This is a genomic window from Marinobacter sp. NP-4(2019) (assembly GCF_003994855.1).
In the GTDB taxonomy this organism is placed as follows: Bacteria; Pseudomonadota; Gammaproteobacteria; order Pseudomonadales; family Oleiphilaceae; genus Marinobacter.
The window spans coordinates 2,493,812-2,515,466 of record NZ_CP034142.1; the positions used below are offsets into that span (position 1 = coordinate 2,493,812).

Consider the following 21,655-nt stretch of genomic DNA (forward strand, 5'->3'; position numbering starts at 1 on the left):
TTTGTTATTATGCTATTGATTCAGCGCTTTACCAGGCGGTACCGGACCAGATCCAGCAGCCACACCAGCAGCATTACCAGCGATGCAATCCCGAGATTCATGATCGCCCTGCCCGAGGCCTCGACATCGCCGAGAATCAGTTCATAGCCACCGTACAGCCAGGCAGGCACCCACCACCCACCGACATCAGCGGACTCCACCGGCGTTAACAGCAACACGACAAGCGCCGCCTGCAGCAACGTCCGCAGCCCATAGATCGGCAATACCCGGAACAGGCGGGACATCATGTAAAAGAAAATTACGAAGGAAACGGCGTAGAGAGCCCAGAAAATGCCGTATGCGAGTTGAGCGTCGTTATCGATCATTACAGGATCCAGTGAATTATGTGTTCTTCCCAGTCTTCTTCCGGCACATCCGCTTCGGATATAACCCGATGACGAACCGAAACACCGGCCTCATGCACCGTTAGCGGATCCCCGGACCTTAGCGGATGCCAGTCCGCCAGCGGGCGATTCTCCGCCAGGGTACGATAGGCGCAGGTGTATGGCAGCCAGTGATAATCCGCCAGTGTGTCGGGGGTCAGTACGGTGCAGGCCGGCACTTTTTCCAGTCGCTGAGGATAGACGGTACAGCGGCAGCTGTCGGTATCCATGTAACGACAGACCAGATCGGTATAGTACACCTCACTGGTATCTTCATCTTCCAGCTTGGCCAGGCAGCATTTGCCGCAGCCATCACACAGGGATTCCCATTCAGCAGGCGTCATCTCATCAAGACGTTTGCGCTGCCAGAAAGGAATCTCGGCAATCATGACCCGCGCTGCTCCGGTTTCTTGCGGAAATCGACGACGTAGCCGTCTTTCTCCTCTGGCATCTGCAGGTAGAAGTCTTTGTCTGCGATGGAATCAAGCACTTGCTTGCCACTGGTGCGGGCCAGTTTACGATCAGGCGTCAGCACCAGATCCATGGCATGGACCGGAGCGCCGAATATGCCGCGCAGACTCTCGGGCAGATCGTCCCATGCCTGCCCCCGTCTCACATAAAGGTAGGTGTCCGCCTTCTTACTACTGCGGAACACCGAAACAAACTGTTTATCCGTCATGACGTCAATAATTCCTCAAGCTGTTCACGAACCGGTGCAATGATCTGGCTGCGCCAGCCGCTGGTAAAAAGACCAGCCGACAGGTCGCGCTGATGAACCACCGCTTCCAGTCTTTTCCGGGGAGCCAGTAGCTCCACGGGTACATCCGCTTTTTCCGCTGCCGTCACAATGACGCGCTTTATCTGCTTATAAAAAGCCTGGTCCTGCCGGGTCAACGGCGCTGCAATGAGCGGCATGCCCGAAACATCGGACTCACAGCCTTCGCCCACCAGTTGCAATATTTTATCACCATACCGCCGGATCACTGGTTGAGGCAGCCCCTGAATGTTCGATAATTCCCTGACGGAGTCCGGCAGCCGGTCCGCGATGGCAATCAGCAGCGCATCTGCGACCACGCGGCCGCGGGGGCGATCACGGCGACGGGACTCTTCCTCACGCCAGCAGACCAGTTTCTGCAGGACCGCCTGCTGCTGGGGGGTTAACGTCCAGCCACCGCGCAGTTTCAGGTAATGGTGCTCAGGATCATCCTGCCCGGAGAGTTCTGCAGCAAAGCGTTCAGACTCTTCAAATAAAGCCTGTTCCAGTTTCCGATCCCGGAGGTTGTCCATCACCCACTGATACATCGGTGCAAGGAAGCGGATATCGTCCAGTGCATACCGTTCCTGCGCTTCGCTCAGGGGGCGTGAAACCCAATCCGAGCGCGTCGCGGATTTATCCAGGGTTTCCCCAAACAGGGTTTCCACCAGACGAGCATAACCAACGGAGAAGCCGGCACCGGCCAGCGCGGCGCCAATCTGCAGGTCCACAACACCCGCTGGCGTCAGTTGCAGCCAATGCCGGAACAGTTCGAGATCTTCACTCATGGCATACAGCAGCTTCGGTGCCTCCGCATCCGCCAGAATCCGCCGGAACTCGTCGGACTGCTCAGCCACCCCCGGATCAACGAGACGGTAGTCGCTACCGAGTCCAAGCTGTACCAGCCCGGGAATCGGGAAAAAGGTATTGACTCGCTCAAACTCGGTATCCAGGGCCAACGGCAGGCCGTCGCGATTTGCCAGCCATTGGTCAAGGTCCGCGGGCTCACGTATCCAGAGAACCGTGGCGGGGGCCGCCGGGGCCGCAGCAGGAAGGGTTGAAGCCATAGAGATGCTCGATCAGTCTTTAGTCAGCCAGGGGTTTGCGCCCGCGGAATGCATGAGTGAGGGTGAATCCGTCCACATACCCGAGCTCTCCGCCCACGGGTATGCCATGGGCCAGCCGGGTGATGAGAACGTCTTTGCCATCCAGACGGTCGGCAATGTAATGGGCCGTGGCTTCACCTTCGACGGTGGGGTTGGTAGCAAGAATCAATTCCTTGACGCCTTCGGTCTCAATTCGCTGCAGCAGCCGTTCTATACCGATTTCTTCAGGACCCACCCCGTCTATAGGAGACAGGTGGCCCATCAATACGAAGTAACTGCCACGGTAATCGCCAGCCTGTTCAATAGCCAGCAGATCAGAGGGGCTTTCGACCACGCACAACGTGCCGGTATTTCGAGCGGGGTCCTCACAGATGCCGCAAACCGGAGTATCTGCAAAGTTCTGACAACTGTCGCACCGGCGAACACCGGACATGGCATTATTCAACGCCTCCGACAGCCGTACACCGCCGGAGCGCCCCCGCTCCAGCAGATGAAACGCCATACGCTGAGCCGTCTTCTGCCCGACCCCCGGAAGACACCGGAGCGACTCCACCAGCTCATCTACCAGCGGGCTAAATGCCATGAAAAACCCTCACCCGTATTATTAAAATTGATTCCAAAGCCTGTGGATTAAAAGGGCATCTTGAACCCGGGAGGCAACCCCATTCCGGACATCAATCCGGACATTTTATCTTTCTGGTTCGCTTCCACCCGACGCACGGCATCGTTCACCGCCGCTGCGAGCAGGTCTTCGAGAATGTCCTTTTCCTCGCTCATCAGGGATGGATCAATCTCTACCTTGCGAACATCGTGACGCCCATTCATGACCACCTTGACCAGTCCGGCACCAGATTCACCGGTGACCTCTGCCTTGGCAATCTCTTCCTGGGCCTTCTGCATTTCTTCCTGCATTTTCTGGGCTTTTTTCATCATGTCGCCCATGCCATTCATCATCTGTTCATCTCCTTCAACGGGAACCCTGTACAGGCCGGATACTGTCTTCGACTACCCGGGCCTCGAATCGTTCAACAATGGACCTCACCAGCGGATCATTCCGGATGGCGGCTTCCGCAGCCTGCTGACGCGCCAGACGCTGTCGCTCTTCCCAGGCAGCCGGTGTCTTGCCGCCGGTCTCGCCCTGCTCTATACGCAGGTTGATGGTGTCGCCGAAGTGATTTCTCAAGGCGGCGAGAATCTTTTCCTCATGCCGGGCGTTCAATAGCCGGGCGTGCCCCTCTTCCATCGTTAACAGGATCGAGTCGCCGTCACGGGTAAAGGCGGTGTGGCTGGCCAGATTCCCTGGCATGCCAACGATGCCGAGACTGCGGAAGTCTCTCTCCCAGACAAACTCGCCCGAAAGTTCCTGTTCCGGCTCGGGCACAGGTGCTGGAACAGGCTCCGGTTCGGGATCAGGCTCGTGCGCCACAGGCACTGATTCCGGGCCCGGTTCTGCCTCGGACAGATACTCCGGCACGGGGCCCGGATCGAATTCCGGTTCTGGCGTCTGAACAGGCTCAGGCGCAGGAACGGATTCCATACTCGCCGGAGGCTTCGGTTGCTGAACTACTGGTGGTTCCGGCGCTGACGGCTCAGGTTCCGGCTCCGGCTCCGGCTCGGGCTCGGGCGCAAGTTCCGGTACCGGCTCGGGTTGAGGCGATTCAGCGAGCGGCTCCTGAGTCGGCCCGGCCGACTCAGGCTGCGACGCGACGGGTGCAGGGTCGGGCTCGTCGCGGGATTCCGTTGGCCCGGACTGCCCGCCTGAGCTCACTGTTGGTGGCTCCCGGCGATCGGTCCCCGGACGGAAAGCCAGCATCCGAAGCAGGGTCATCTCAAACCCCATCCGGGCATCCGGTGTGACCGCCAGATCCTTGCGCCCCATCAATGCCGCCTGATAGAACAGCTGGGCATCTTCGGCACTCAGTTGTCGTGCCAGCGTCTGAACCTGTGCGGCATCGCCAAGTGCGTTATCCACACTGCCCGGCACCACCTGCTCCATGGTGACGCGGTGAAACAGGGACAACAGGTCTGCCAGAATGACACTGTAATCCGGCGCGAAATCAGAAATACGGTGAATCTCGGAGAGCAGCGACGGCCCGTCATTGCTCACCAGGGCATTCACCAGCTTCTCGATATCCCGCTGGTCGATGGTGCCCAGCATATTGCTGACATCGCTGGCCGCCAGCTTTTGATTGCCAAAGGCGATGGCCTGGTCGGTCAGACTCAGGGCATCGCGCATACTGCCATCCGCAGCGCGAGCCAGTAACCACAGCGCCGGCTCCTCAAACGGAACCTGCTCTTCGGTCAGAACATGCTTCAGGTGGCCAGCGATGTGCTCCGGCGTCATGCGTTTCAGGTTAAACTGAAGGCAGCGGGACAACACCGTGACCGGCAGTTTCTGGGGATCGGTGGTGGCCAGCAGGAATTTCACATGCTCAGGCGGCTCCTCCAGCGTCTTCAGGAAGGCGTTGAAAGACTGGTTGGTGAGCATGTGCACCTCATCGATCAGGTACACCTTGAAGCGGCCACGGGTGGGCGCGTATTGGACATTGTCCGTCAGCTCCCGCATGTCATCCACCCCGGTACGGGACGCCGCATCGATCTCGATCAGGTCGACAAACCGGCCTTCCTGGATTTCCTGACAGCTGCTGCATTCACCACAGGGTGTCGGCGTGACGCCGGTTTCGCAATTCAGACATCGGGCCAGCAGACGACCAATGGTGGTTTTACCCACGCCACGGGTGCCGGTGAAGAGGTAGGCATGGTGCAGACGCTGATTTTCCAGGGCGTGAATCAATGCCTGAAGCACGTGCTCCTGACCAACCATGTCCTCAAATGTACGGGGGCGCCATTTACGGGCAAGTACCTGGTAGCTCATGTTTCGCCAACTGCTGTGAAAATGGCCTTAACCTTAGCATGGACATCCACTGATAAGAAGCCGCCGGGCCATCAGTTCGGACTGGAAAAAACGTCGATTTCAGCGGGATAAGACAGCACGGAAGGAAAAATCTGGGGGTGACTCCACCAGCGACACTCCGGCACACAATTCCACCGCTGCGGCTGCTCCCTTCCGGGCCTGACCGGGTTCACGGTTTCATGTTGCGGAGGCACCAATGGAGCCACCATAACGGCGTTTCAGGACAATTCCCTGAAAGCGGCGCGCATAGTAGCAAAAGGGTTGGCGGACTACAACGACTTATATTGGCAGAGGCACTTCGTCCTGACGAAACCAGCTCGCCAGGCTGTATCGGGTGCGGTTTGCCGGCAACACTTCGTGAGGAATTTCCTCGCTCAAGAATAACACCATCCGCCCCATTTCCGGCAGAATCAGACCACAAACCTCATCCCGGCTGTCACGATTGAATACCTGAAGCTCCCCGCCATCCGTGGGTTGCCAATCCTCGTTGAAATACAGCACCAGGCTGACCACCCGGGAAGCGCGTCCAGCGAAGCTGTCCACGTGTTTTCGATAAAAATCGCCGGGCTGGTAGGTGGCGTAATGGGATTCAAAACGTTTAAGCCCCAGAAACAGCCGCCGGTTCAGTCCCGCCCGAATCCGCTCCAGACACCGAAACAATTCCCGTTGCGGCGCAGTGATTCCCTGCAGCCAGGCAATCCTGTCCCGCCGTACCGAGCGGTCCCGGATCAGGTCCGTGCCGCGACCCACCCCCGCTTTCTTCATGGCATCGGTCGCATCCAGTATCCGCACCTCGTCACGCAGGGCGACGAGCAGATCATTCCCCAGGTGGTCGCGCACATCCAGGCTCATCCAGCCGGACTCGGTCAGTCCCTCGGCAAGTTCATCCAGCCACTGATCGGTGATACGTTCAAATCCGCTATCGGCGAAGGCCGGATCCGACACCATCATGTCGGTCTCGCCAGCAACGGCATCAAACTGGCGACTGTGATCGGAGATCAGGGTGTCCCTGATCGGGGTAACGACCGAACGATCCATGGCGTGGCTCCTCTGCAAGCCGGGTATTTTATGCCGGATTCTCGCGGCAACGTCAGTTTTAATTTACTCTGTTGGTAAGCAAATACACCTAATCCCCGGAAGACAGGCCGGGGATCGCCATACCGCAGCATGAGGCATCGAGTGACAACACAACCCGGGCACTGGTCGTTTACCCGCTGGACTACCGTCGGGCAACTGGAAGCCATTGAAGTTCACCACCCGCTATTCCGCGCACAACTGTTCCTCCAGGGTGCTCACCTCACCCACTTTGCCACACACGACAAGCCCGACTGGCTCTGGCTCAGTGACACGGCCCGCTTTGAGACGGGGCGCGCGATACGGGGCGGCATTCCCATCTGCTGGCCCTGGTTTGGCGTGCCAGAGAAAAATCCCCCGGAAGTCCGCAAACGAATCAAGACTGGCGAGTCCCATGGTTTTGCCCGAACCGCGTTGTGGAAACTGGAGGATGTGCGGGAATCCGCCCACGAGGTCGAAGTCAGCCTGTCACTGGCGGCCAATGAGGATTTTGCAGACGTCTGGACAGGCCACGCTCTATTGTTGGTGACCTTCAACTTTTCGGTGAAGGGCTGTCAGATTGCGCTGACCACCACCAATCTCAGTGATTCACCACTGGCCTTCACACAGGCTCTGCATACGTACCTACCAACGTCCGACATTGAACACACCCGGATTGAAGGGCTGGACGGCAGCGATTATGTGGACACTCTGGACGACTGGAGCTACCGACTGCAAAAAGGGGATATCACCTTTCGGGGAGAAACCGACAGGATCTACGAGTCCGGTGCCCCTCTGGTTGTTTCCACACCGAGCGGACGTCGCTCACTGGCAGCCATTGGCAGCGATTCCACGGTGGTGTGGAATCCGGGCCCCGAAAAAGCGCGGGCACTTTCCGACTTTCCCGACGCTGGCTGGAAATCCATGCTGTGTGTCGAAACCGCCAATGCGCTCAGTGACTACCGAGTGTTGAATGAAGGACAGAGTCATACCCTCGGGGTAATGATTGGACGGGTGTAACTACAGGGAGCCACAATGAGCCTGGCATCAATTCTCAAATCCAAACTGGTTCCTGCGGAACTGAGTGAACAGATCGATCGAGTCCGCAAGCCCATAGGCAGTCTGGGGTATGACCCCTGGGGCTATAACAACGATGCCATCAAGTATGGCTTTTCGCTTACCAAGCTGATCTACGAGAAGTACTTCCGGGTGCAGACAAGCGGCATAGACAAAATCCCGGCAGAGGGACCTGTGCTGATTATTGCTAACCACAGCGGTCAGTTACCCATTGACGGCATACTTATCGGTTACGCGCTGGCGTCCCGCAAGGAAAAGCCCAGGATTCCCCGGGCGATGATCGAGCGATTCTTCCCGACCGTGCCCTATCTGGGCAACCTGCTGAACGAAGTAGGTGCGGTACTGGGAGACCCGGTCAATTGTGCCAAGATGTTGGCCAACGGCGAGGCGGTTATCGTGTTTCCGGAAGGGGTCCGAGGCTCGGGCAAGCTGTATCAGGATCGCTATCAGCTCAAACGGTTCGGCAACGGCTTCATGCACCTGGCCATGAAATACAAGGCGCCCATTGTGCCGGTGGGCGTGGTGGGCTGCGAGGAAACCATTCCCGCAATCGCCAACATCAAACCGCTGGCCAGGGCCCTGGGCATTCCCTATGCGCCCGTCGCCCTGCCATTTGTGCTACCCACGAAGGTTCACCTGAGCATTGGCGACCCCATGTATTTTGACGACCTGGAAATCCCGGAAGAGAAAGTGACGGACCGGGTAGAGCAAGTCAAAGCCGAGATCAGCAAGCTGATTGACAAGGGACTGAGCGAAAGGAAAAGGCTGTTCTGATGAGCGAGCAACACAGACCCCGCATACTCGTGACCGGTGCCGCGGGGGCACTGGCCCAGCAGGTGATTGACAGGCTCCGTGACAACTGCGACCTGGTAGCCGTGGATTTCCGGGAACAGGTGTACCTCGGGGACGACATCCCCAGCTACTGTATCGATTTTAACAAACGGGTTTTTGAAGACCTGTTCCGACGCTACAGGTTTGATGGTGTTATTCACCTGGGGCGAATCATGTCCAGTCAGCTCACCCGGATGCGCCGTTACACTGCCAATGTCCTCGGTACCCAGAAGCTGCTTGACCTCAGCCGCAAGTACGGCATCAAACGGGTGGTAGTGCTTTCCACCTTCCACGTATACGGTGCCATAGCCTACAACCCGGCGCTGATTGACGAGGAAGCCCCGTTAAAAGGCGTGGGGCTGAGTGCAGACCTGGTGGATTCCGTGGAACTGGAAAACCTCGCCAACATTTATCTGTGGCGTTACCCGGAACTGAACATCACCATCCTGAGGCCCTGTAACATTGTCGGCCCCGGCGTCAGGAACACCATCAGCACCCTCCTCGCCAGCGAACGGGCACCGGTATTGGCCGGTTTTTCCCCAATGATGCAGTTCATACACATTGACGACATGGCGGACGCGATTGTTCTGGCCTATAACAAACCCAAACGGGGCGTGTTTAACGTGGCACCGGAAGATTGGGTGGCCTACCAGCATGCGCTGAGACTATGCGGATGCAAACGCCTGCCGATTCCGTCGATTCCCCCCGTGTTGCCCAAACTGATACTGAGAACACTGAACCTGAGAAGTTTTCCGTCGTACCTGATGCACTTTTTCAAGTATCCTGTTGTCATTGACGGTAGAGCCTTTGCCAGGGAATTTGGATTCAGGCCCCGACGACCGCTGAAGGAAATCTTTCACTTCTATCGGGAGAACAAAAAGCCGGTATAACAAACGCAGGAAGCGCGGCATGTTGAATAATCTGAGCCTGATCAGCCACTCCGCAGCTGCCATTTCGTTCGGGTTACTGGGGATGCTTATTGCGTCCCGTTATCTGCGGCGGGACATTGACCGGGTCCTGCTAGTGGCTGCCTTTGTGTCAGTTATCTGGGCTGGCGCCCTTGTGACACAGAACCTCTGGGGACAACCCTCTTTCTTCATCCGCTATTTTCTGGAGTTGCTGCGGGACGCTGCCTGGATCGTCCTGTTGTTTGCCCTGCTCCGGAGTTCCTTCCGGGCGACGGCCATCGTGGGACGGCTTCGCCGAATGCTTGCCATCGCCACTGTGGCCCTTATTCTCTTCCTTCTGACGTTCGGAGCGCTGGAATACACCTTCGGCCTGGATCTGCTTAACGGAAAAACCAAAGTCGTTGGCCAGATTGCCCTGTCCCTGATGGGATTGTCGCTGGTGGAACAGATCTGGCGTAACTCGCTGTCATTTGGCCGTTCAAGCATGAAGTACATCTGCATCGCAGTGGCCACGATGTTCGGATTCGATTTTTTTATGTACGCCGACGCGCTGTTGTTCGGACAGATTTCCGACTCCTTCTGGAACGCCCGGGGGTTGGTAAACGCAGCCCTGGTGCCACTGTTCGCGATTAACACCATCAATACCCGCAAACAACCGGTCGAGTTTCAGCTGTCTCGGTCCGCAGTATTCCACGCCGGTACCTTTATGTTCGCCGGTGCTTACCTCCTGTTTCTCGCAATTGCAGGCTACTACGTCCGGGTTCTGGGCGGCGCCTGGGGAGAGGCACTCCAGGTCCTGTTTTTTACCATTGCCCTCGCCTTCCTGGTGACCCTGCTAACATCCCGACGGGTCCGGTCAAGACTTATGGTCTTTATCAGCCAGAACTTTTTCGACTATAAGTACGACTATCGCGAAGAATGGCTGAAAATGACGCGTGAACTGGCCAATGTCAGCGATGACCCACCACTGCCCGAGAGAGTTATCCGCATCCTGTCAGGTCTGGTGGAAAGCAATGCTGGAGCGATCTGGCTTCGCGATGAGCAGAACGCGTACGTCCTCATGACAGCCGTCAACCTGACCACCCCCCGCTTTACCACTATCGATCGCGAATCCGAAATTTGTCGTTTCTTCAGGAAGCAGGAATGGATTGTTGATCTCCATGAATACAATAAGGACCCTACGCGCTACAACCTGCTGGAGATTCCTGACGCCATTACCCGCATCCCCGACGGCTGGCTTATTATTCCTCTCTACCTTGGCAACGAATTGTATGGCATAGCCCTGGTTGGTAACCCCTATGCTCCCGTGGAACTGAACTGGGAAAACTTTGACCTGATCAAGGTCGTCGCCCGCCAATCCTGCAACCTCCTGGCCCAGGCCGATGCCCAGAACCGGCTTTCCCGGGCCATGCAATTCGAAGCCGTCAGCAAGGCCTCAGCCTTCATGGTGCACGACCTGAAAACCCTGATCGCCCAACAGGCGCTGCTGGTCAAGAATGCACCACGACACCGTGATAACCCTGCGTTCATTGACGACATGATCAATACCACCGACCACGCCGTGCGAAAAATGGCCAACCTCGTTGACCATATCCGCAGACCGACGGAGGATATAGAGTCGACCGAAGTCCTGGATCTTCGTGAGGTGGTCCGTCAACTGGCTGATCATTACAGTCGCCGAGCCCCCGCCCCCCGTGTCGCCGGCAACCCTTCACCTGCCCCGGTCAGGGCTGACCGCGAACAACTTCGCAGTATACTTGGCCATCTGATCCAGAACGCTCAGGATGCGACATCACCGCAAGGAGAAATCACCCTGACCTTGAAGATCGCCAGGGACAACGTCGTTCTGTTTATCCAGGACACTGGAGCAGGAATGACAGAAGACTTTATCCGGTCTCAACTGTTCAAACCGTTTGAAAGCACAAAAGGCCTGACCGGTATGGGAATCGGTGCCTATCAGGCCAGGGAATATGTCCACAAGGTAGGAGGCAATATTGACGTCACCAGCGAACCGGGGGTCGGGTCCTGCTTCTCCATTCGCTTCCCCCTGGCTGGATGCGAACAGCCCGAGTCAAAACAGGAACCGGATCGCCCAATAATCGAACTGCCTGACCCGAGTCAAAGCGCCAAATAATTGACCATTTCAAAATTGAATACAAACAGACATTGCAAAGTGTCAACATTCAGTTAAAAATCAGTATAAGGATGAACTGATCAAATTTGCGTCAATACAGTCACAATACAGAAAGGGACTTAGAGCTGTTGTGAGTAGACGACTGTTAATTGTAGAAGATGACCCTGGCCTTCAAAGCCAAATGCGCTGGTGCTTCAGCGATGACCTTGAAGTGGCCCAGGCCGCGGATCGGGAGTCCGCAATGACGGCCCTCAGGCGCATGGAACCTGACGTTGTCACCCTTGACCTCGGTTTACCTCCGGATCCCGGTGGCGCTTCCGAAGGTTTCAGTCTGCTGGAGGATATCCTCAGGCTGTCACCACAAAGCAAAGTCATTGTCGTGACAGGGCGTGAAGACAAGGAAAATGCCGTAAAGGCCATCGGCATGGGAGCCTGCGATTTCTATCAAAAACCCCTGGATGCGGATATCCTGACCTTTGTGGTCAATCGCGCGTTCCGGATTGCGGAGCTGGAAAAGGAAAACCGGGAGCTGTCCCTGCATCGCAACGGTACCAACATTAAAGGAATTGTGGCCGCCAGCCCCCAAATGCTGGCTATCTGCAGGACCCTGGAGAAAGTTGCCCCCACTGACGTGACCACGCTGATTACCGGTGAGACCGGTACCGGCAAGGAATTACTGGCCCGCGCGCTCCATGATCTGGGGCACAGGAGCGCCAAACCCTTTGTGGCCATCAATTGCGCTGCCATTCCCGAAAACCTTCTGGAAAGCGAACTGTTCGGGTTCGAGAAGGGGTCGTTCACCGGTGCCACCCAAAGCAAGAAAGGCAAGATCGAAAATGCCAATGGTGGCACTCTGTTTCTGGATGAAATTGGCGACATGCCGATGTCACTCCAGGCCAAGCTCCTCAGATTCCTGCAGGAACGCGTCGTCGATCGCGTGGGTTCTCTCAAGCCTGTTCCCGTTGATGTCCGGGTTGTCTGCGCCACCCATCAGGATGTTCGCCAACTCATTGAGCAGGGTGAATTCCGTGAAGACCTCTACTACCGGATCAGTGAAATTACCCTGGATGTACCTGCGCTAAGGGATCGGGACGGCGATGCCCTGGTCATTGCCCAGTCCCTGTTGAAGAGTCTCGGCAGGCAGATGGATCGCCCCAACCTTTCTTTCACGGAAGATGCCATCTGCGCCATCAGTACGTACCAATGGCCGGGCAACGTTCGTGAAATGATCAACAAGGTGAAGCGTGCCACCATCATGGCGGATGGCAAACGGGTGACCGCCCTGGACCTTGAACTGAAGCAGGATTCAGGAGCAGAAGACAGCCAGCTCAATCTGCGACAGGTCCGTGAAACCGCTGAACGACAGGCCATTCTACAGGCACTTCAGAGTTGTAACTTTAATATGGCCCAGGCATCCAGGTTGCTGGGTGTCACACGTCCTACGCTGTATAACCTGACGGACAAATATCGCATAGAGGCCCCTCAGCCGGCCTCGGGAGCCTGACACACAGGCAAGGACACCAGGACAGAACCCAAGGAAAAGGAACAGGGCATGAAAGCAGTTATTACCGTACGCGCTATCCTTCTCTTGACAGTCGTCGCCTTAGGGCTCTCCGGTTGCGGCAACGACAATGAGATGAGCCAGGAAGAGATCCAGTATCTAAGCCATCTGGATCAGTCCCGTTTTTTTCAGCGCCAGGGCGAACTGAAAGCCAGTACTCTCGAGGCCCGGAGTGCCATTGATCTTCAGCCGAATAAACCGGAACCCTATTTCGTTATCATTAACAATCTGCTGAAAGCGGGTGACGCGATCAACGCTGAGCGCCAGCTTGACCGGCTCATGGAGGGTATTTCCGAGGCGTCATTGGACCATTCAGCCCAGAACCAGGCACGGCTGATTCGTGCAGAGGCTAACCTGATGCGGGGCAATTTCGATGAGGCCCTGGCCAACCTCACCGAGATATCCACGCAGGACCGGACACTGGAGATTGAAGCCAGCCTGCTGAAGGGGCGAGTTTTACTCTCTGCCAACCGTCTGGACGAAGCCCGCCAGGCATACGAACATGCCCGTTCAATCAATAGCAACGAGGCCCTGCCCCTAGTTGGCCTCTCCCGGGTCGCTTACGCCGCAGGCGACAGAGAAGCGGCGCAAGGTTATATCGCGGATGCCGAACAGGTTAACGGCGAAAATGCCGAACTCTGGCTATGGAAAGCGCAGTTGGCCCATCAGGAAGAACAATGGCAGATCGCAGAAGAGGCGTATGTTCGTGCCCTGGAGGACATCGGACAATACGACATCATGACCCTCCGCAAGTACGAAACCATATCCGCTCTTATTCAGGTATTGCGGGCACAAGGCAAATCCGCAGAAGCGTTTGTCTACGAGGAGATACTCGCAAAATCCGGCCCCGGCACTATAAAGAGCAATATTGCCGCTGCCCGCGACGCCTTTGGTCAGGGCGACCTGGATTCCGCCGCCAATTATCTTGAGGAAGCGCTTGAGCATGCCCCCAATCACGAACAAAGTACCCTGATGCTCGGTATGATTCGCTTCCGCCAGGGCAGAGTTGAAGAGGCCGAACGACTACTTCGGCCCATTGCCGAGATGGGCTACTCGGAAGCGGCCAGTAAACTGCTTGCCGCCGCTCGTATTCAATTGAAGGATCCGGAGGAAGCGCGGGCCATCCTGGAACAGCTCTCTAATAAAGATACCGATCCGGAAACCCTTGCTCTGCTGGGCATTGCCTCACTATCCACGGGAGATCTGGAGACCGGGGAGCCCCTGATAGAAACGGCCTTATCTCTTGCGCCCGACAACCATGAACTCCGTCTGCGCTTTGCGGGCTTTCTTATCCAACGCAGACAATTTGAAAAAGCCATAAGCGAGGCCGCCCGGATTCCTGAAAACTCGGACTTTCACGACCAGGCACAGCTCGTCACTATAGAGGCGCACATTGCGTCAGGAGACACCGACGGAGCGCTTGCAACGGCAGAGGCATGGATCAAGTCCAGACCCGATAACCCGACCGCCCTGATTGCCCGCGGCAATATCGCCGCCAGGACCGGAAACCCGGATGAGGCCAGAACCTACTTCCAGAAAGCGCAGAGCATAGCGCCCGATCAGCCTGCCCCGGAAATGGCCCTGGGCAATCTCGCTGCAAGCCAGCAGAACCTCGAACAGGCTGAAACACACTTCCGTAATGCCGTGAGTCTCGCTCCCAACAGCCACCAGGCTCTGAAAGGCCTTGCCGAGATCTCCGGGCCGACAAAGACCCGCGCTTATATGCGCAAGATTCTCAAAGAGCAGCCTGACGCGACGGGGCCCAAACTTTTATTGCTTGAAGCCGCGCTGATCGAAGGTAACAATCAGGAAGCCGACGAACTCACTGCCACGTTATTGGAACGTACCGAAGAGAACACGCCTGCCCGGGTCGAACCGCTTGTCGCCGACATCTATCATGCGGTAGCAGATCGACTGCGGCAGAATGATAAAAAAACTCAGTCAGACATCGTCCTTCAACGGGGGCTCGCTTTATTCCCTGAACATGAGGGCATTACACTCCAGTCCGCAGCTGCAGCTTTTGCGGACGGTGAGCCTCAAAAAGCGCGAAAACTCCTTCAGGATGCCAAGCAAACACACCCTGACTCCAGCAGACCGTACACAGTGGAAGGGCTGTATTTTGAGCAACAGGGCGATTACAGTCAGGCAGCCGAACTATACCGGCTTGCCCTCGACAAACTCCCCAGTGCCGAGATTGCAGACAGATACTCAAAAAATTTGCAGCGATCCGGCCAGAAGGACGAAGCGCTCTCATTTCTTGAATCGATCAGTGATACCTATCCGGACAGCGCTCCGTTACTTCTCGATATGGCGATCCTCCAGCAGTCCCAAGGCGAACAGGAAAGCGCGAGATTGAATTACGAGAAGTTGCTTGATGTGATGCCCGATAACGCAATCGCACTGAACAACCTGGCGTGGCTCTATTACCAGACCGGAGACGGAAGAGCCTTACCCCTGGCTCAGAAAGCCTACGAACTGAATCCCGATAACGCCTCTATAGCCGACACTTACGGCTGGATCATGCTACAGCAGGGCAAGCATCAGGAGAGTATCGCTATTCTTGAAAGAGCCCATGAACTTCAGCCTGATTCGGAAGAAATAGCGTTACATCTTGCAGAGGCCTACCGTGCCGTTGGCAAAAATCCCGAAGCGAAAAGAGTTCTGGAAAAATTTGGTGGTCAAGGTTAGTTTCTGGAGTGCTAAACTGCTGTAGCCACCACAGGCACTTGAATAAAAGGACGTTATGGGCTCCGTCTCCAGATTAACCGGCCAATATTTCTGGTTGCTCTCGATTCCCTTGCTGACCTTCGGTTTATGGGCTGAATGGCGAGACTTTGTGCTCCTCTGGCACGACTCTATCATCTACAGCCATGGTTATCTGGTGCTGGCGGGCGCCCTGTTTCTACTGTATGTCCGGAGACAGAGGCTGGCGACACTCACCATCCAGGGATCCCCCCTGGCACTGATTCTACTGGCCGCCGGCAGTGTCGTATTGCTACTTGCTCAGGCGGCTGATGTAAGATTTGTCCGCCTCATACTTGTCCCCGTACTCCTTGTTTTGTGGGGCTGCGCAATATGGGGACGAGCTTTCCTGAAGACCGCCGGCGGCCCAATCATGTTATTGCTGTATGCCGCTCCGATTTGGGATGACCTTTCCCCCCTGCTTCAACATATCACTGTTTTCGTTAACGATATCCTTCTTCAGTTTGTGGATATACAGGCCACAATAAAGGAATTTTTTATTGTTCTCGACGTGGGAACCTTCTATGTAGCCGGCGGATGCAGCGGGGTCCGCTACCTGATGGTTGGACTTTTTCTCGCCACCTTCTACGGGCAACTGTACTATCGTTCACAGCGTCTGACCCTGTTGCTTGTCATTATCGCGGGTCTGCTTTCCATGTTGGCTAACTGGCTGCGCGTCTTCGGTGTTATTGCAGCAGGTCATTACACAAACATGGAAACCTCCCTCATCGAAAACCATGAAGCTTTCGGTTGGGTTATCTTTATTATCTTCACACTGATCCCGCTTTTTTTCATTTCTACGAAGCTGGACAATCATTCTCGTAACAAGGAAGAAAACACAAGGCTGCCGAAACCGTCAGCGCCCGGCGATAACTCGCCGGCATGGGCTCTCATCGCTTCACTATTGATTCTATGGCCGCCACTCATACCAATGGCGGTCGATGCCAAAACCAAACGCCTGTCCGAGTCATGGAACCCGAAGTTGGTTGAGCCGGATTCAGGATGGAGAGGACCTCTAAGGCACGCAAATATCTGGCAACCGGAATACGAACGCGCTGATTTTGAACTCAGTGGCGTGTACGTATCCGACGATTTGCAACAGGTCCAGTTGCACATAACGGGTTACCGCCGCCAAACCCAGGACAAGGAGCTTATCTATTTTGGTAACAAATTATACAACCAGCGGGAGTGGCAACTGGTATCAACGTTGAAGCGAGAACTGGGGAACGGTTACACAACGGCTCCGAAAAGGGTCAATGAAACCATCATTCAACATCTGAGTGATAACTCTCAGGTTATCCTGTGGTCCTGGTATGAAGTTGGAGACACCCTCACCGACTCAAAGTTAGAAGCCAAGGTTGCAGGTGCATTAAACAAAATCACCGGTGACGCCCGAGGCGCACTATGGGTACTTGCAGGCCGCTGTGGAGGACTCAATGCCCCCGATTGCGAACAACAAAGATCCGTCTTTGATCGCTTTCTTTCCAGCGTTGAATGAGCCGCCACAAACAAAAGCCTAGGTGAGGATCTCTTCCGACCGTTTGCAAAAATCGTTTATGAGTGACTCATTCACCAACCGATCTCTCGCATCTTTATCAGACAGATAGTCGGAGATCACCCCCTTTCTGACTTGCCGCCAGGTTGCACGCTTCGCATTGACATCAAACATGTCATGCAGATACAGCCAACCTTTTGACTCCAACCTTGTTCGCTGACACCTGGACTGCTCAATGTCCTTAATAGCCCGAATCATCATCTGCACACCCAGTCTTACGACTTTCTCGTAAAGAGTGTTTGGGTTATCTTCGGCCGCGATTTCCGGTCTGCCCTGATACACAACATCGCCATCGTCCACACCTTCCGATACAAAATGTACGGTGGCTCCGATGTACTCCGGCACCCCGTTATGGATGGCCCAGTCAGTCGTAAATAACCCACGGTAGAATTGCGAAAGGCCCCCATGCAGGTTGAGAACGCCGTGTGTCGGAATCGACAGCAATTCGTTTCGGAGAATAGACGCACCACAAACCGCGATAACATCCGGCTTTAAATCCTGAATCCAGGATGTGTACTCGGGGCTGTTAATAGCGTTAACCCCTTGAGTACGCATAACCTCAACCCCACGTCCCTCTATTAAGGCGCGCCCCTCCTCTCCAAAATCAAGGGCGTTCTCAGGCCTATTGTAATCCTGAAAGCGCTCAACAAAGGTCCGGTCGAGGACTTCCATCACTTTTCGGAGGAATAAACCGGGAGTTGCCAGATATTTCAGTGACTTTCGGAACAGAGAGGAACGATCTCTGGGGGGGCCTGATTTTCAACAACAATGCCGACCACATTGAGTGCTTTGGCAAGTTGGTTTGCAAAAAAAATATCAGACTTGTCCTGACTGACAATAACCAGAGTCCTCATTGATTCGACTTCCCTTCAATCAATTGCGCATGACGTAATCCATGACTGTTTTTTCTGAGAAAACGTTTTAACACTGGTATCAAACGATATTCCATCCAATACAAGAAGCGTAGTTTTCGACAATTTCCGAAGATTTCGATGGTACAGATTTCCTGGTAATCGGATGTCCAGTTGCTCAGGTACCAATAATCATCCGCACAGGTGTAGTACTGTCGCGCAGAACAACTTTCAAAAAGGTGCTTCAGAGTCGTATATTCGAGAATGGATCCTGGGGAATAGGCCTTGAACGACATGTCATAATCTGCGCGAATTGGATAGACAATACCATCACAAGTGACGTGTAGTTCATAGGCAACCGGCTGTTTTTTATGTCGAATAATCCAGGCACTCAGCGCACCTGACTCACCAAAGGATTCAATGAGATTCTGCAAAAAACGGCGACTTCTTTGGTTGGAACCCAGGTCATTTCCAATTCTGGACTTCCAGCTACTGGCAGAGATTTCTACGATCTCTTCTACGATTGGTTGGTCGGGGCGCGCAACATTCTCGACACTTATCGAAAAATCTGTATTTTTTTCAAAACGGTTGAGTTTATGTTTAAGGCTCCTTTTCAGCTTTTTAGGCCTGGCCTTATAAAACTCGTCCCAGGTATTGTCTATGTGTATCACAGGCGTTGATAAACCCGGTTTCTCACCAACCTGCTCATAGCCGCCCCGGGTACGATCCAGCAGGAAGCGCCTCAGATCTCCTCCTTGGGGTATTTTAAAGAACAGCCCGACTTCGGTGGCTTCAACCTGTGTCAGTGCAGAGAACATCTGCGCTCGTTCATGACCCTCAATAGAGGGGTCAACCATAACGGAGGAATATGGACTGTGACCGTTCGCGGCGAGTTTGAGAATCGTAACCGGAATTCCCCTGTAGAGCTCCCGGGTTCTCAATAAAGGGGCGATCCCAATGAGTGTGCCAGCCCGATACAAGCACCTGAACTCCATTCTGGAATCATGTGCAAAGGCGTCCCACCAGGATCGAAGCCAACCGTATGTCATCGGTAAAGGAACGGGATCAAATTTTTGCAGCAACCCATCCCACTCTGATCTTATTCGACTGAATTCCTCCTGCGTTCTGACGACTCTTAGTTCCACAATATTAAACGTTCCTGTTTCCATGCTTCGTTGACAAACAGTTTGGAACTGAGGTCCGACAGCTCAGATGCCACCTGCAGACCGGTGGCCGGATAGTGAACACGTCGTTCTATGCCGTTGATAACTTGTGTTTCACTTTTCGAAGCTGATCCAATACATCGATTGCCCGCCGCTTGAGCCAGAAGTTCAGCAAAGGTTGCTGCATCCAGTCTCTGAAACGGTTCTGAAGCCAGAAATAATTGACAGATACATTACGGCCTTCGGCTTCTATGAAGTGCCAGGTTCCAGCAGGGATAAACAATGCCTGCCCCTCTTCCAGCCAACCGGTCAGACCTTTTGCCATTTGTAGCTTGGGGTGGCGTGAGAAATCAGGACTTTCACAGTCGACCCGACTGTCAACAACGCGATTCTCCAGTAGCGCCCGTAAGCTGAACGGGCTATAGGGGTACATATAACTACTTTGATCCGGTGAAAACAGAATAAACCGTTTTCTGCCCTCCAGCATCATCAACAGGCTGTGTGTCTCATCGTAATGCAGCAGCGATTTGTTTTGCCCTGGCCCAATGTACAGGTTGGATACCCTGAACCCCGATTCGGGCACAAAAGCAGGTAAATCTACAGAAATATCCGGTGGCAGATCCTCAGAGACGCCGCGCCCCCGGAGAGGTTCAAGCGCATAGCCATCGTGTGTGGTTTCCATTACCTCGTTGAAATCCGAGATCGGAATACGTTCAAACCCCAGATAATGGTAGATACCATCTTCGGATTTTCGTTGGATACGAATCGATTTCAATGCTTGCCTGAAGAATTCGTAGTTCCAGTTTCGGGTGAACGGCAGGGCTTCCCTGATCCCCTCCAATAGCACTGGCTTGCGGTGAAGAATATACGGCGCCAGTCCGTCCTTCTCGACAGGGAAAGGAATAGTTTCAATACCTTCCGGACCGGAAAGATCAAATAAGCTCATCGTGACGTCCTTAATCAACGATCCATAACAATCTGATGCTATCCTGGCATCAGATTAATCCTGCTGTTTGTTGAGCTCTCAGTATCAAATTAACAATATGCCATGGGTGAAAAAGCTGCAAGCACCACTCCCATCACCATGAACATCAGGCTTCAGTCAGGAGTGAACGGAACCCCTAACGACCGCCTTGCCGTGCCTCAGCCCGTCAAATTGAGGCTGCGCAGCGGTTATTTTTCCGTCTTTTAACGCAAAGCTGAATGGCACGAAACCAAGAAACCGGACACTGTAATAGGTAAAGACTGGCCTGAAACCGGCGTTTGCCAAGGCTTTTCTGGAAGCATGATTACCGGTATCCACAGCGACCAGTGCCAGGGTCGAGACTGGATAATGGGCGTTCACAATTTCCTTTAACAAAGTTCGAAAATACCCCCGCCCCCGGACGGCAGGATCGGTTGCGCAATCCCAGATATAGAACGCCCGTTCAGGTACCGTCAGTTGAAGGTTGTGCAACACACCAATTCGCGTGCCCGCTTCCGCCACCCAGCCGTAACAGAGCCACTGCCCTTCAGCCGATAGCTCATAAAGACGGTTCCCTCGCCTGGTCCTGCGCTCAAACTCCGGCTCCGAGCACGCCAAATCGGCCCGGTAACGAACAATATGGCGGAGCTCCGGCTCGGTTAACCCTTGGCCAGATGCAACAGAAGACTCAGGCAATACCGGCTGGGATAGCATGATACCCGCTTTCACTTCCAACAGACCGCTCAGCCTTCGCTTGATTCCCCCAATCCATCGCCGTAGAGTTTTCAAGTCTCAGTATCCTTTACAATCCATTGTTTTTCAGTGTAGGGGACGCTCAGGGGAACTCAAACAATGTGCGCAACCCAGCCGCATTTGCATCCGGTGCTACAGACCCATGCCCCAAAACCACCTGCAACTTGAAGCCATTGAGCGACGCCTGCGTCAGTTTACCCAGACACCGATATATCTGGCAGCAGGCATGCTGACCGAATCCGTCTCCAGCTACGAAGAAGAAAGACAAGTAATCCGATACGCGGTCCCCAAGCGGCAAAGGGAATTCTGCTCCGGCCGACACTTGGCCCGCGTTGCTCTGAACCGTGCCGGAATTACCCCGACCTGCGTACCACGAGGTCCCCTCGGAAACCCGATCTGGCCCGAGTCAGTCGTTGGCTCGATTACACACGACCACACCCACGGTGCTGCGGTAATCGGCTTCGATAGTGAACTACAAGGACTTGGCCTCGACTTGATAGAGAACCCATATCAGGTTACCGAAGATCTGACCGGCCAGATTATGCTTCCCCATGAACAGGCGCTTCTACACTCGCTTTACCCGGCGCTGCCTTCTGTCGGTGTTGCCTTCAGCGTTAAAGAGTCGGTCGTGAAAGCCATTTCGGTTCTGGTTGGGCGTTACATTGACCTTCTGGAAATACGATTGAATAACACCAATCAGGGCGGCCTGACAGCCCATTTAGATGGGATACCCGCCCCCCTTCCCTGTCTGGTTCTGCAAACACAGATTGGGCTTGTTACATGTAGTTTTTATCCCCGAAAAGACTAAGCCTCAAGCCCGACAGATTGCTCCATCAACGGCATCACAACTTCCTAGCACAACGTTTT

20 protein-coding genes and 1 other RNA gene are annotated in these 21,655 nt (G+C 54.7%); 8 read left to right on the forward strand and 13 right to left on the reverse strand.

The genetic code is table 11. The features are described 5' to 3' along the window. Positions 1 to 20: 20 nt before the first annotated feature. The 9 genes from EHN06_RS11325 to EHN06_RS11365 all read right to left on the reverse strand — a co-directional run bounded on the left by EHN06_RS11325 (position 21) and on the right by EHN06_RS11365 (position 6,234). Positions 21 to 365, reverse strand: a complete 345-nt coding sequence (locus EHN06_RS11325; protein WP_127332679.1) for a hypothetical protein — start codon at positions 363 to 365, stop codon at positions 21 to 23. Further along, positions 365 to 811, reverse strand: a complete 447-nt coding sequence (locus tag EHN06_RS11330; protein WP_127332680.1) for a YcgN family cysteine cluster protein — start codon at positions 809 to 811, stop codon at positions 365 to 367. The genes EHN06_RS11325 and EHN06_RS11330 overlap by 1 nt, the downstream gene beginning before the upstream one ends. After that, entirely contained in the window at positions 808 to 1,101 is a 294-nt protein-coding gene (locus tag EHN06_RS11335) for a YcgL domain-containing protein (protein WP_127332681.1), read from the reverse strand. Before EHN06_RS11335 ends, EHN06_RS11330 begins: the two co-directional genes overlap by 4 nt. Next, on the reverse strand, positions 1,098 to 2,243 hold the full coding sequence (locus EHN06_RS11340) for a ribonuclease D (RefSeq protein WP_127332682.1): 1,146 nt from the start codon (positions 2,241 to 2,243) through the stop codon (positions 1,098 to 1,100). The genes EHN06_RS11335 and EHN06_RS11340 overlap by 4 nt, the downstream gene beginning before the upstream one ends. A 19-nt stretch (positions 2,244 to 2,262) precedes the next feature. Further along, on the reverse strand, positions 2,263 to 2,865 hold the full coding sequence (gene recR, locus EHN06_RS11345) for a recombination mediator RecR (RefSeq protein ID WP_127332683.1): 603 nt from the start codon (positions 2,863 to 2,865) through the stop codon (positions 2,263 to 2,265). A 47-nt stretch (positions 2,866 to 2,912) separates the two neighbouring features. After that, the gene (locus EHN06_RS11350; protein WP_127332684.1) at positions 2,913 to 3,236 is read right to left on the reverse strand and encodes a YbaB/EbfC family nucleoid-associated protein; all 324 of its coding nucleotides are present in this window, start codon (positions 3,234 to 3,236) and stop codon (positions 2,913 to 2,915) included. A 13-nt stretch (positions 3,237 to 3,249) separates the two neighbouring features. Continuing rightward, positions 3,250 to 5,157: a DNA polymerase III subunit gamma/tau gene (dnaX, locus tag EHN06_RS11355; RefSeq protein ID WP_127332685.1), complete on the reverse strand. Its 1,908-nt coding sequence runs from the start codon at positions 5,155 to 5,157 to the stop codon at positions 3,250 to 3,252. 141 nt (positions 5,158 to 5,298) lie between these two features. Further along, an RNA gene (gene ffs, locus EHN06_RS11360) (signal recognition particle sRNA small type) lies at positions 5,299 to 5,395 on the reverse strand. Between the two features lie 80 nt (positions 5,396 to 5,475). Beyond that, a complete protein-coding gene (locus EHN06_RS11365) occupies positions 5,476 to 6,234 on the reverse strand; it encodes a 2OG-Fe(II) oxygenase (protein WP_127332686.1) in 759 nt (252 codons plus the stop codon). Positions 6,235 to 6,375: 141 nt separating this feature from the next. Between EHN06_RS11365 and EHN06_RS11370 the strand changes: the two genes are divergently transcribed. The 7 genes from EHN06_RS11370 to xrtA all read left to right on the forward strand — a co-directional run bounded on the left by EHN06_RS11370 (position 6,376) and on the right by xrtA (position 17,000). Next, positions 6,376 to 7,269: a D-hexose-6-phosphate mutarotase gene (locus EHN06_RS11370; RefSeq protein ID WP_228257283.1), complete on the forward strand. Its 894-nt coding sequence runs from the start codon at positions 6,376 to 6,378 to the stop codon at positions 7,267 to 7,269. 15 nt (positions 7,270 to 7,284) lie between these two features. Then, positions 7,285 to 8,100, forward strand: coding sequence for a lysophospholipid acyltransferase family protein (locus tag EHN06_RS11375; protein WP_127332688.1), 816 nt, complete (start codon positions 7,285 to 7,287; stop codon positions 8,098 to 8,100). Then, positions 8,100 to 9,047: an SDR family oxidoreductase gene (locus EHN06_RS11380; protein WP_127332689.1), complete on the forward strand. Its 948-nt coding sequence runs from the start codon at positions 8,100 to 8,102 to the stop codon at positions 9,045 to 9,047. The genes EHN06_RS11375 and EHN06_RS11380 overlap by 1 nt, the downstream gene beginning before the upstream one ends. Before the next feature lie 19 nt (positions 9,048 to 9,066). Continuing rightward, complete coding sequence (prsK, locus tag EHN06_RS11385; protein ID WP_127332690.1) at positions 9,067 to 11,199, forward strand: XrtA/PEP-CTERM system histidine kinase PrsK; 2,133 nt, start codon at positions 9,067 to 9,069, stop codon at positions 11,197 to 11,199. A gap of 181 nt (positions 11,200 to 11,380) precedes the next feature. After that, complete coding sequence (prsR, locus tag EHN06_RS11390) at positions 11,381 to 12,703, forward strand: PEP-CTERM-box response regulator transcription factor (RefSeq protein WP_265936928.1); 1,323 nt, start codon at positions 11,381 to 11,383, stop codon at positions 12,701 to 12,703. A gap of 48 nt (positions 12,704 to 12,751) precedes the next feature. After that, a complete protein-coding gene (locus tag EHN06_RS11395) occupies positions 12,752 to 15,448 on the forward strand; it encodes a tetratricopeptide repeat protein (RefSeq protein WP_127332692.1) in 2,697 nt (898 codons plus the stop codon). 55 nt (positions 15,449 to 15,503) lie between these two features. Further along, positions 15,504 to 17,000, forward strand: coding sequence for an exosortase A (gene xrtA, locus EHN06_RS11400; protein WP_127332693.1), 1,497 nt, complete (start codon positions 15,504 to 15,506; stop codon positions 16,998 to 17,000). An 18-nt stretch (positions 17,001 to 17,018) separates the two neighbouring features. On the opposite strand, the gene EHN06_RS11405 is transcribed toward xrtA, so the two are convergent. The 4 genes from EHN06_RS11405 to EHN06_RS11420 all read right to left on the reverse strand — a co-directional run bounded on the left by EHN06_RS11405 (position 17,019) and on the right by EHN06_RS11420 (position 20,824). Next, positions 17,019 to 17,729 carry a formyl transferase gene (locus EHN06_RS11405; RefSeq protein WP_127332694.1) on the reverse strand — a complete coding sequence of 237 codons (711 nt, stop codon included), beginning with the start codon at positions 17,727 to 17,729 and terminating at the stop codon, positions 17,019 to 17,021. 178 nt (positions 17,730 to 17,907) lie between these two features. Further along, positions 17,908 to 18,726, reverse strand: coding sequence for a GNAT family N-acetyltransferase (locus EHN06_RS11410; protein ID WP_164735603.1), 819 nt, complete (start codon positions 18,724 to 18,726; stop codon positions 17,908 to 17,910). 436 nt (positions 18,727 to 19,162) lie between these two features. Next, positions 19,163 to 20,017 carry a cupin-like domain-containing protein gene (locus EHN06_RS11415; protein WP_127332696.1) on the reverse strand — a complete coding sequence of 285 codons (855 nt, stop codon included), beginning with the start codon at positions 20,015 to 20,017 and terminating at the stop codon, positions 19,163 to 19,165. Between the two features lie 156 nt (positions 20,018 to 20,173). Beyond that, positions 20,174 to 20,824, reverse strand: coding sequence for a GNAT family N-acetyltransferase (locus EHN06_RS11420; RefSeq protein ID WP_164735604.1), 651 nt, complete (start codon positions 20,822 to 20,824; stop codon positions 20,174 to 20,176). A gap of 106 nt (positions 20,825 to 20,930) precedes the next feature. Here EHN06_RS11420 and EHN06_RS11425 point away from each other — a divergent pair, with 106 nt between their 5' ends. Continuing rightward, complete coding sequence (locus EHN06_RS11425; protein WP_164735605.1) at positions 20,931 to 21,596, forward strand: 4'-phosphopantetheinyl transferase family protein; 666 nt, start codon at positions 20,931 to 20,933, stop codon at positions 21,594 to 21,596. Positions 21,597 to 21,655 lie beyond the last annotated feature (59 nt).

Excerpts from the sequence above, each read along its gene's own strand:
- EHN06_RS11325 (WP_127332679.1), bottom strand. The coding sequence starts at position 365 with ATGATCGATAACGACGCTCAACTCGCATACGGCATTTTCTGGGCTCTC.
- EHN06_RS11330 (WP_127332680.1), bottom strand. The coding sequence starts at position 811 with ATGATTGCCGAGATTCCTTTCTGGCAGCGCAAACGTCTTGATGAGATG.
- EHN06_RS11335 (WP_127332681.1), bottom strand. The coding sequence starts at position 1,101 with ATGACGGATAAACAGTTTGTTTCGGTGTTCCGCAGTAGTAAGAAGGCG.
- EHN06_RS11340 (WP_127332682.1), bottom strand. The coding sequence starts at position 2,243 with ATGGCTTCAACCCTTCCTGCTGCGGCCCCGGCGGCCCCCGCCACGGTT.
- recR (WP_127332683.1), bottom strand. The coding sequence starts at position 2,865 with ATGGCATTTAGCCCGCTGGTAGATGAGCTGGTGGAGTCGCTCCGGTGT.
- EHN06_RS11350 (WP_127332684.1), bottom strand. The coding sequence starts at position 3,236 with ATGATGAATGGCATGGGCGACATGATGAAAAAAGCCCAGAAAATGCAG.
- dnaX (WP_127332685.1), bottom strand. The coding sequence starts at position 5,157 with ATGAGCTACCAGGTACTTGCCCGTAAATGGCGCCCCCGTACATTTGAG.
- EHN06_RS11365 (WP_127332686.1), bottom strand. The coding sequence starts at position 6,234 with ATGGATCGTTCGGTCGTTACCCCGATCAGGGACACCCTGATCTCCGAT.
- EHN06_RS11375 (WP_127332688.1), top strand. The coding sequence starts at position 7,285 with ATGAGCCTGGCATCAATTCTCAAATCCAAACTGGTTCCTGCGGAACTG.
- EHN06_RS11380 (WP_127332689.1), top strand. The coding sequence starts at position 8,100 with ATGAGCGAGCAACACAGACCCCGCATACTCGTGACCGGTGCCGCGGGG.
- prsK (WP_127332690.1), top strand. The coding sequence starts at position 9,067 with ATGTTGAATAATCTGAGCCTGATCAGCCACTCCGCAGCTGCCATTTCG.
- prsR (WP_265936928.1), top strand. The coding sequence starts at position 11,381 with ATGCGCTGGTGCTTCAGCGATGACCTTGAAGTGGCCCAGGCCGCGGAT.
- EHN06_RS11395 (WP_127332692.1), top strand. The coding sequence starts at position 12,752 with ATGAAAGCAGTTATTACCGTACGCGCTATCCTTCTCTTGACAGTCGTC.
- xrtA (WP_127332693.1), top strand. The coding sequence starts at position 15,504 with ATGGGCTCCGTCTCCAGATTAACCGGCCAATATTTCTGGTTGCTCTCG.
- EHN06_RS11405 (WP_127332694.1), bottom strand. The coding sequence starts at position 17,729 with ATGGAAGTCCTCGACCGGACCTTTGTTGAGCGCTTTCAGGATTACAAT.
- EHN06_RS11410 (WP_164735603.1), bottom strand. The coding sequence starts at position 18,726 with ATGTTCTCTGCACTGACACAGGTTGAAGCCACCGAAGTCGGGCTGTTC.
- EHN06_RS11415 (WP_127332696.1), bottom strand. The coding sequence starts at position 20,017 with ATGAGCTTATTTGATCTTTCCGGTCCGGAAGGTATTGAAACTATTCCT.
- EHN06_RS11425 (WP_164735605.1), top strand. The coding sequence starts at position 20,931 with ATGCCCCAAAACCACCTGCAACTTGAAGCCATTGAGCGACGCCTGCGT.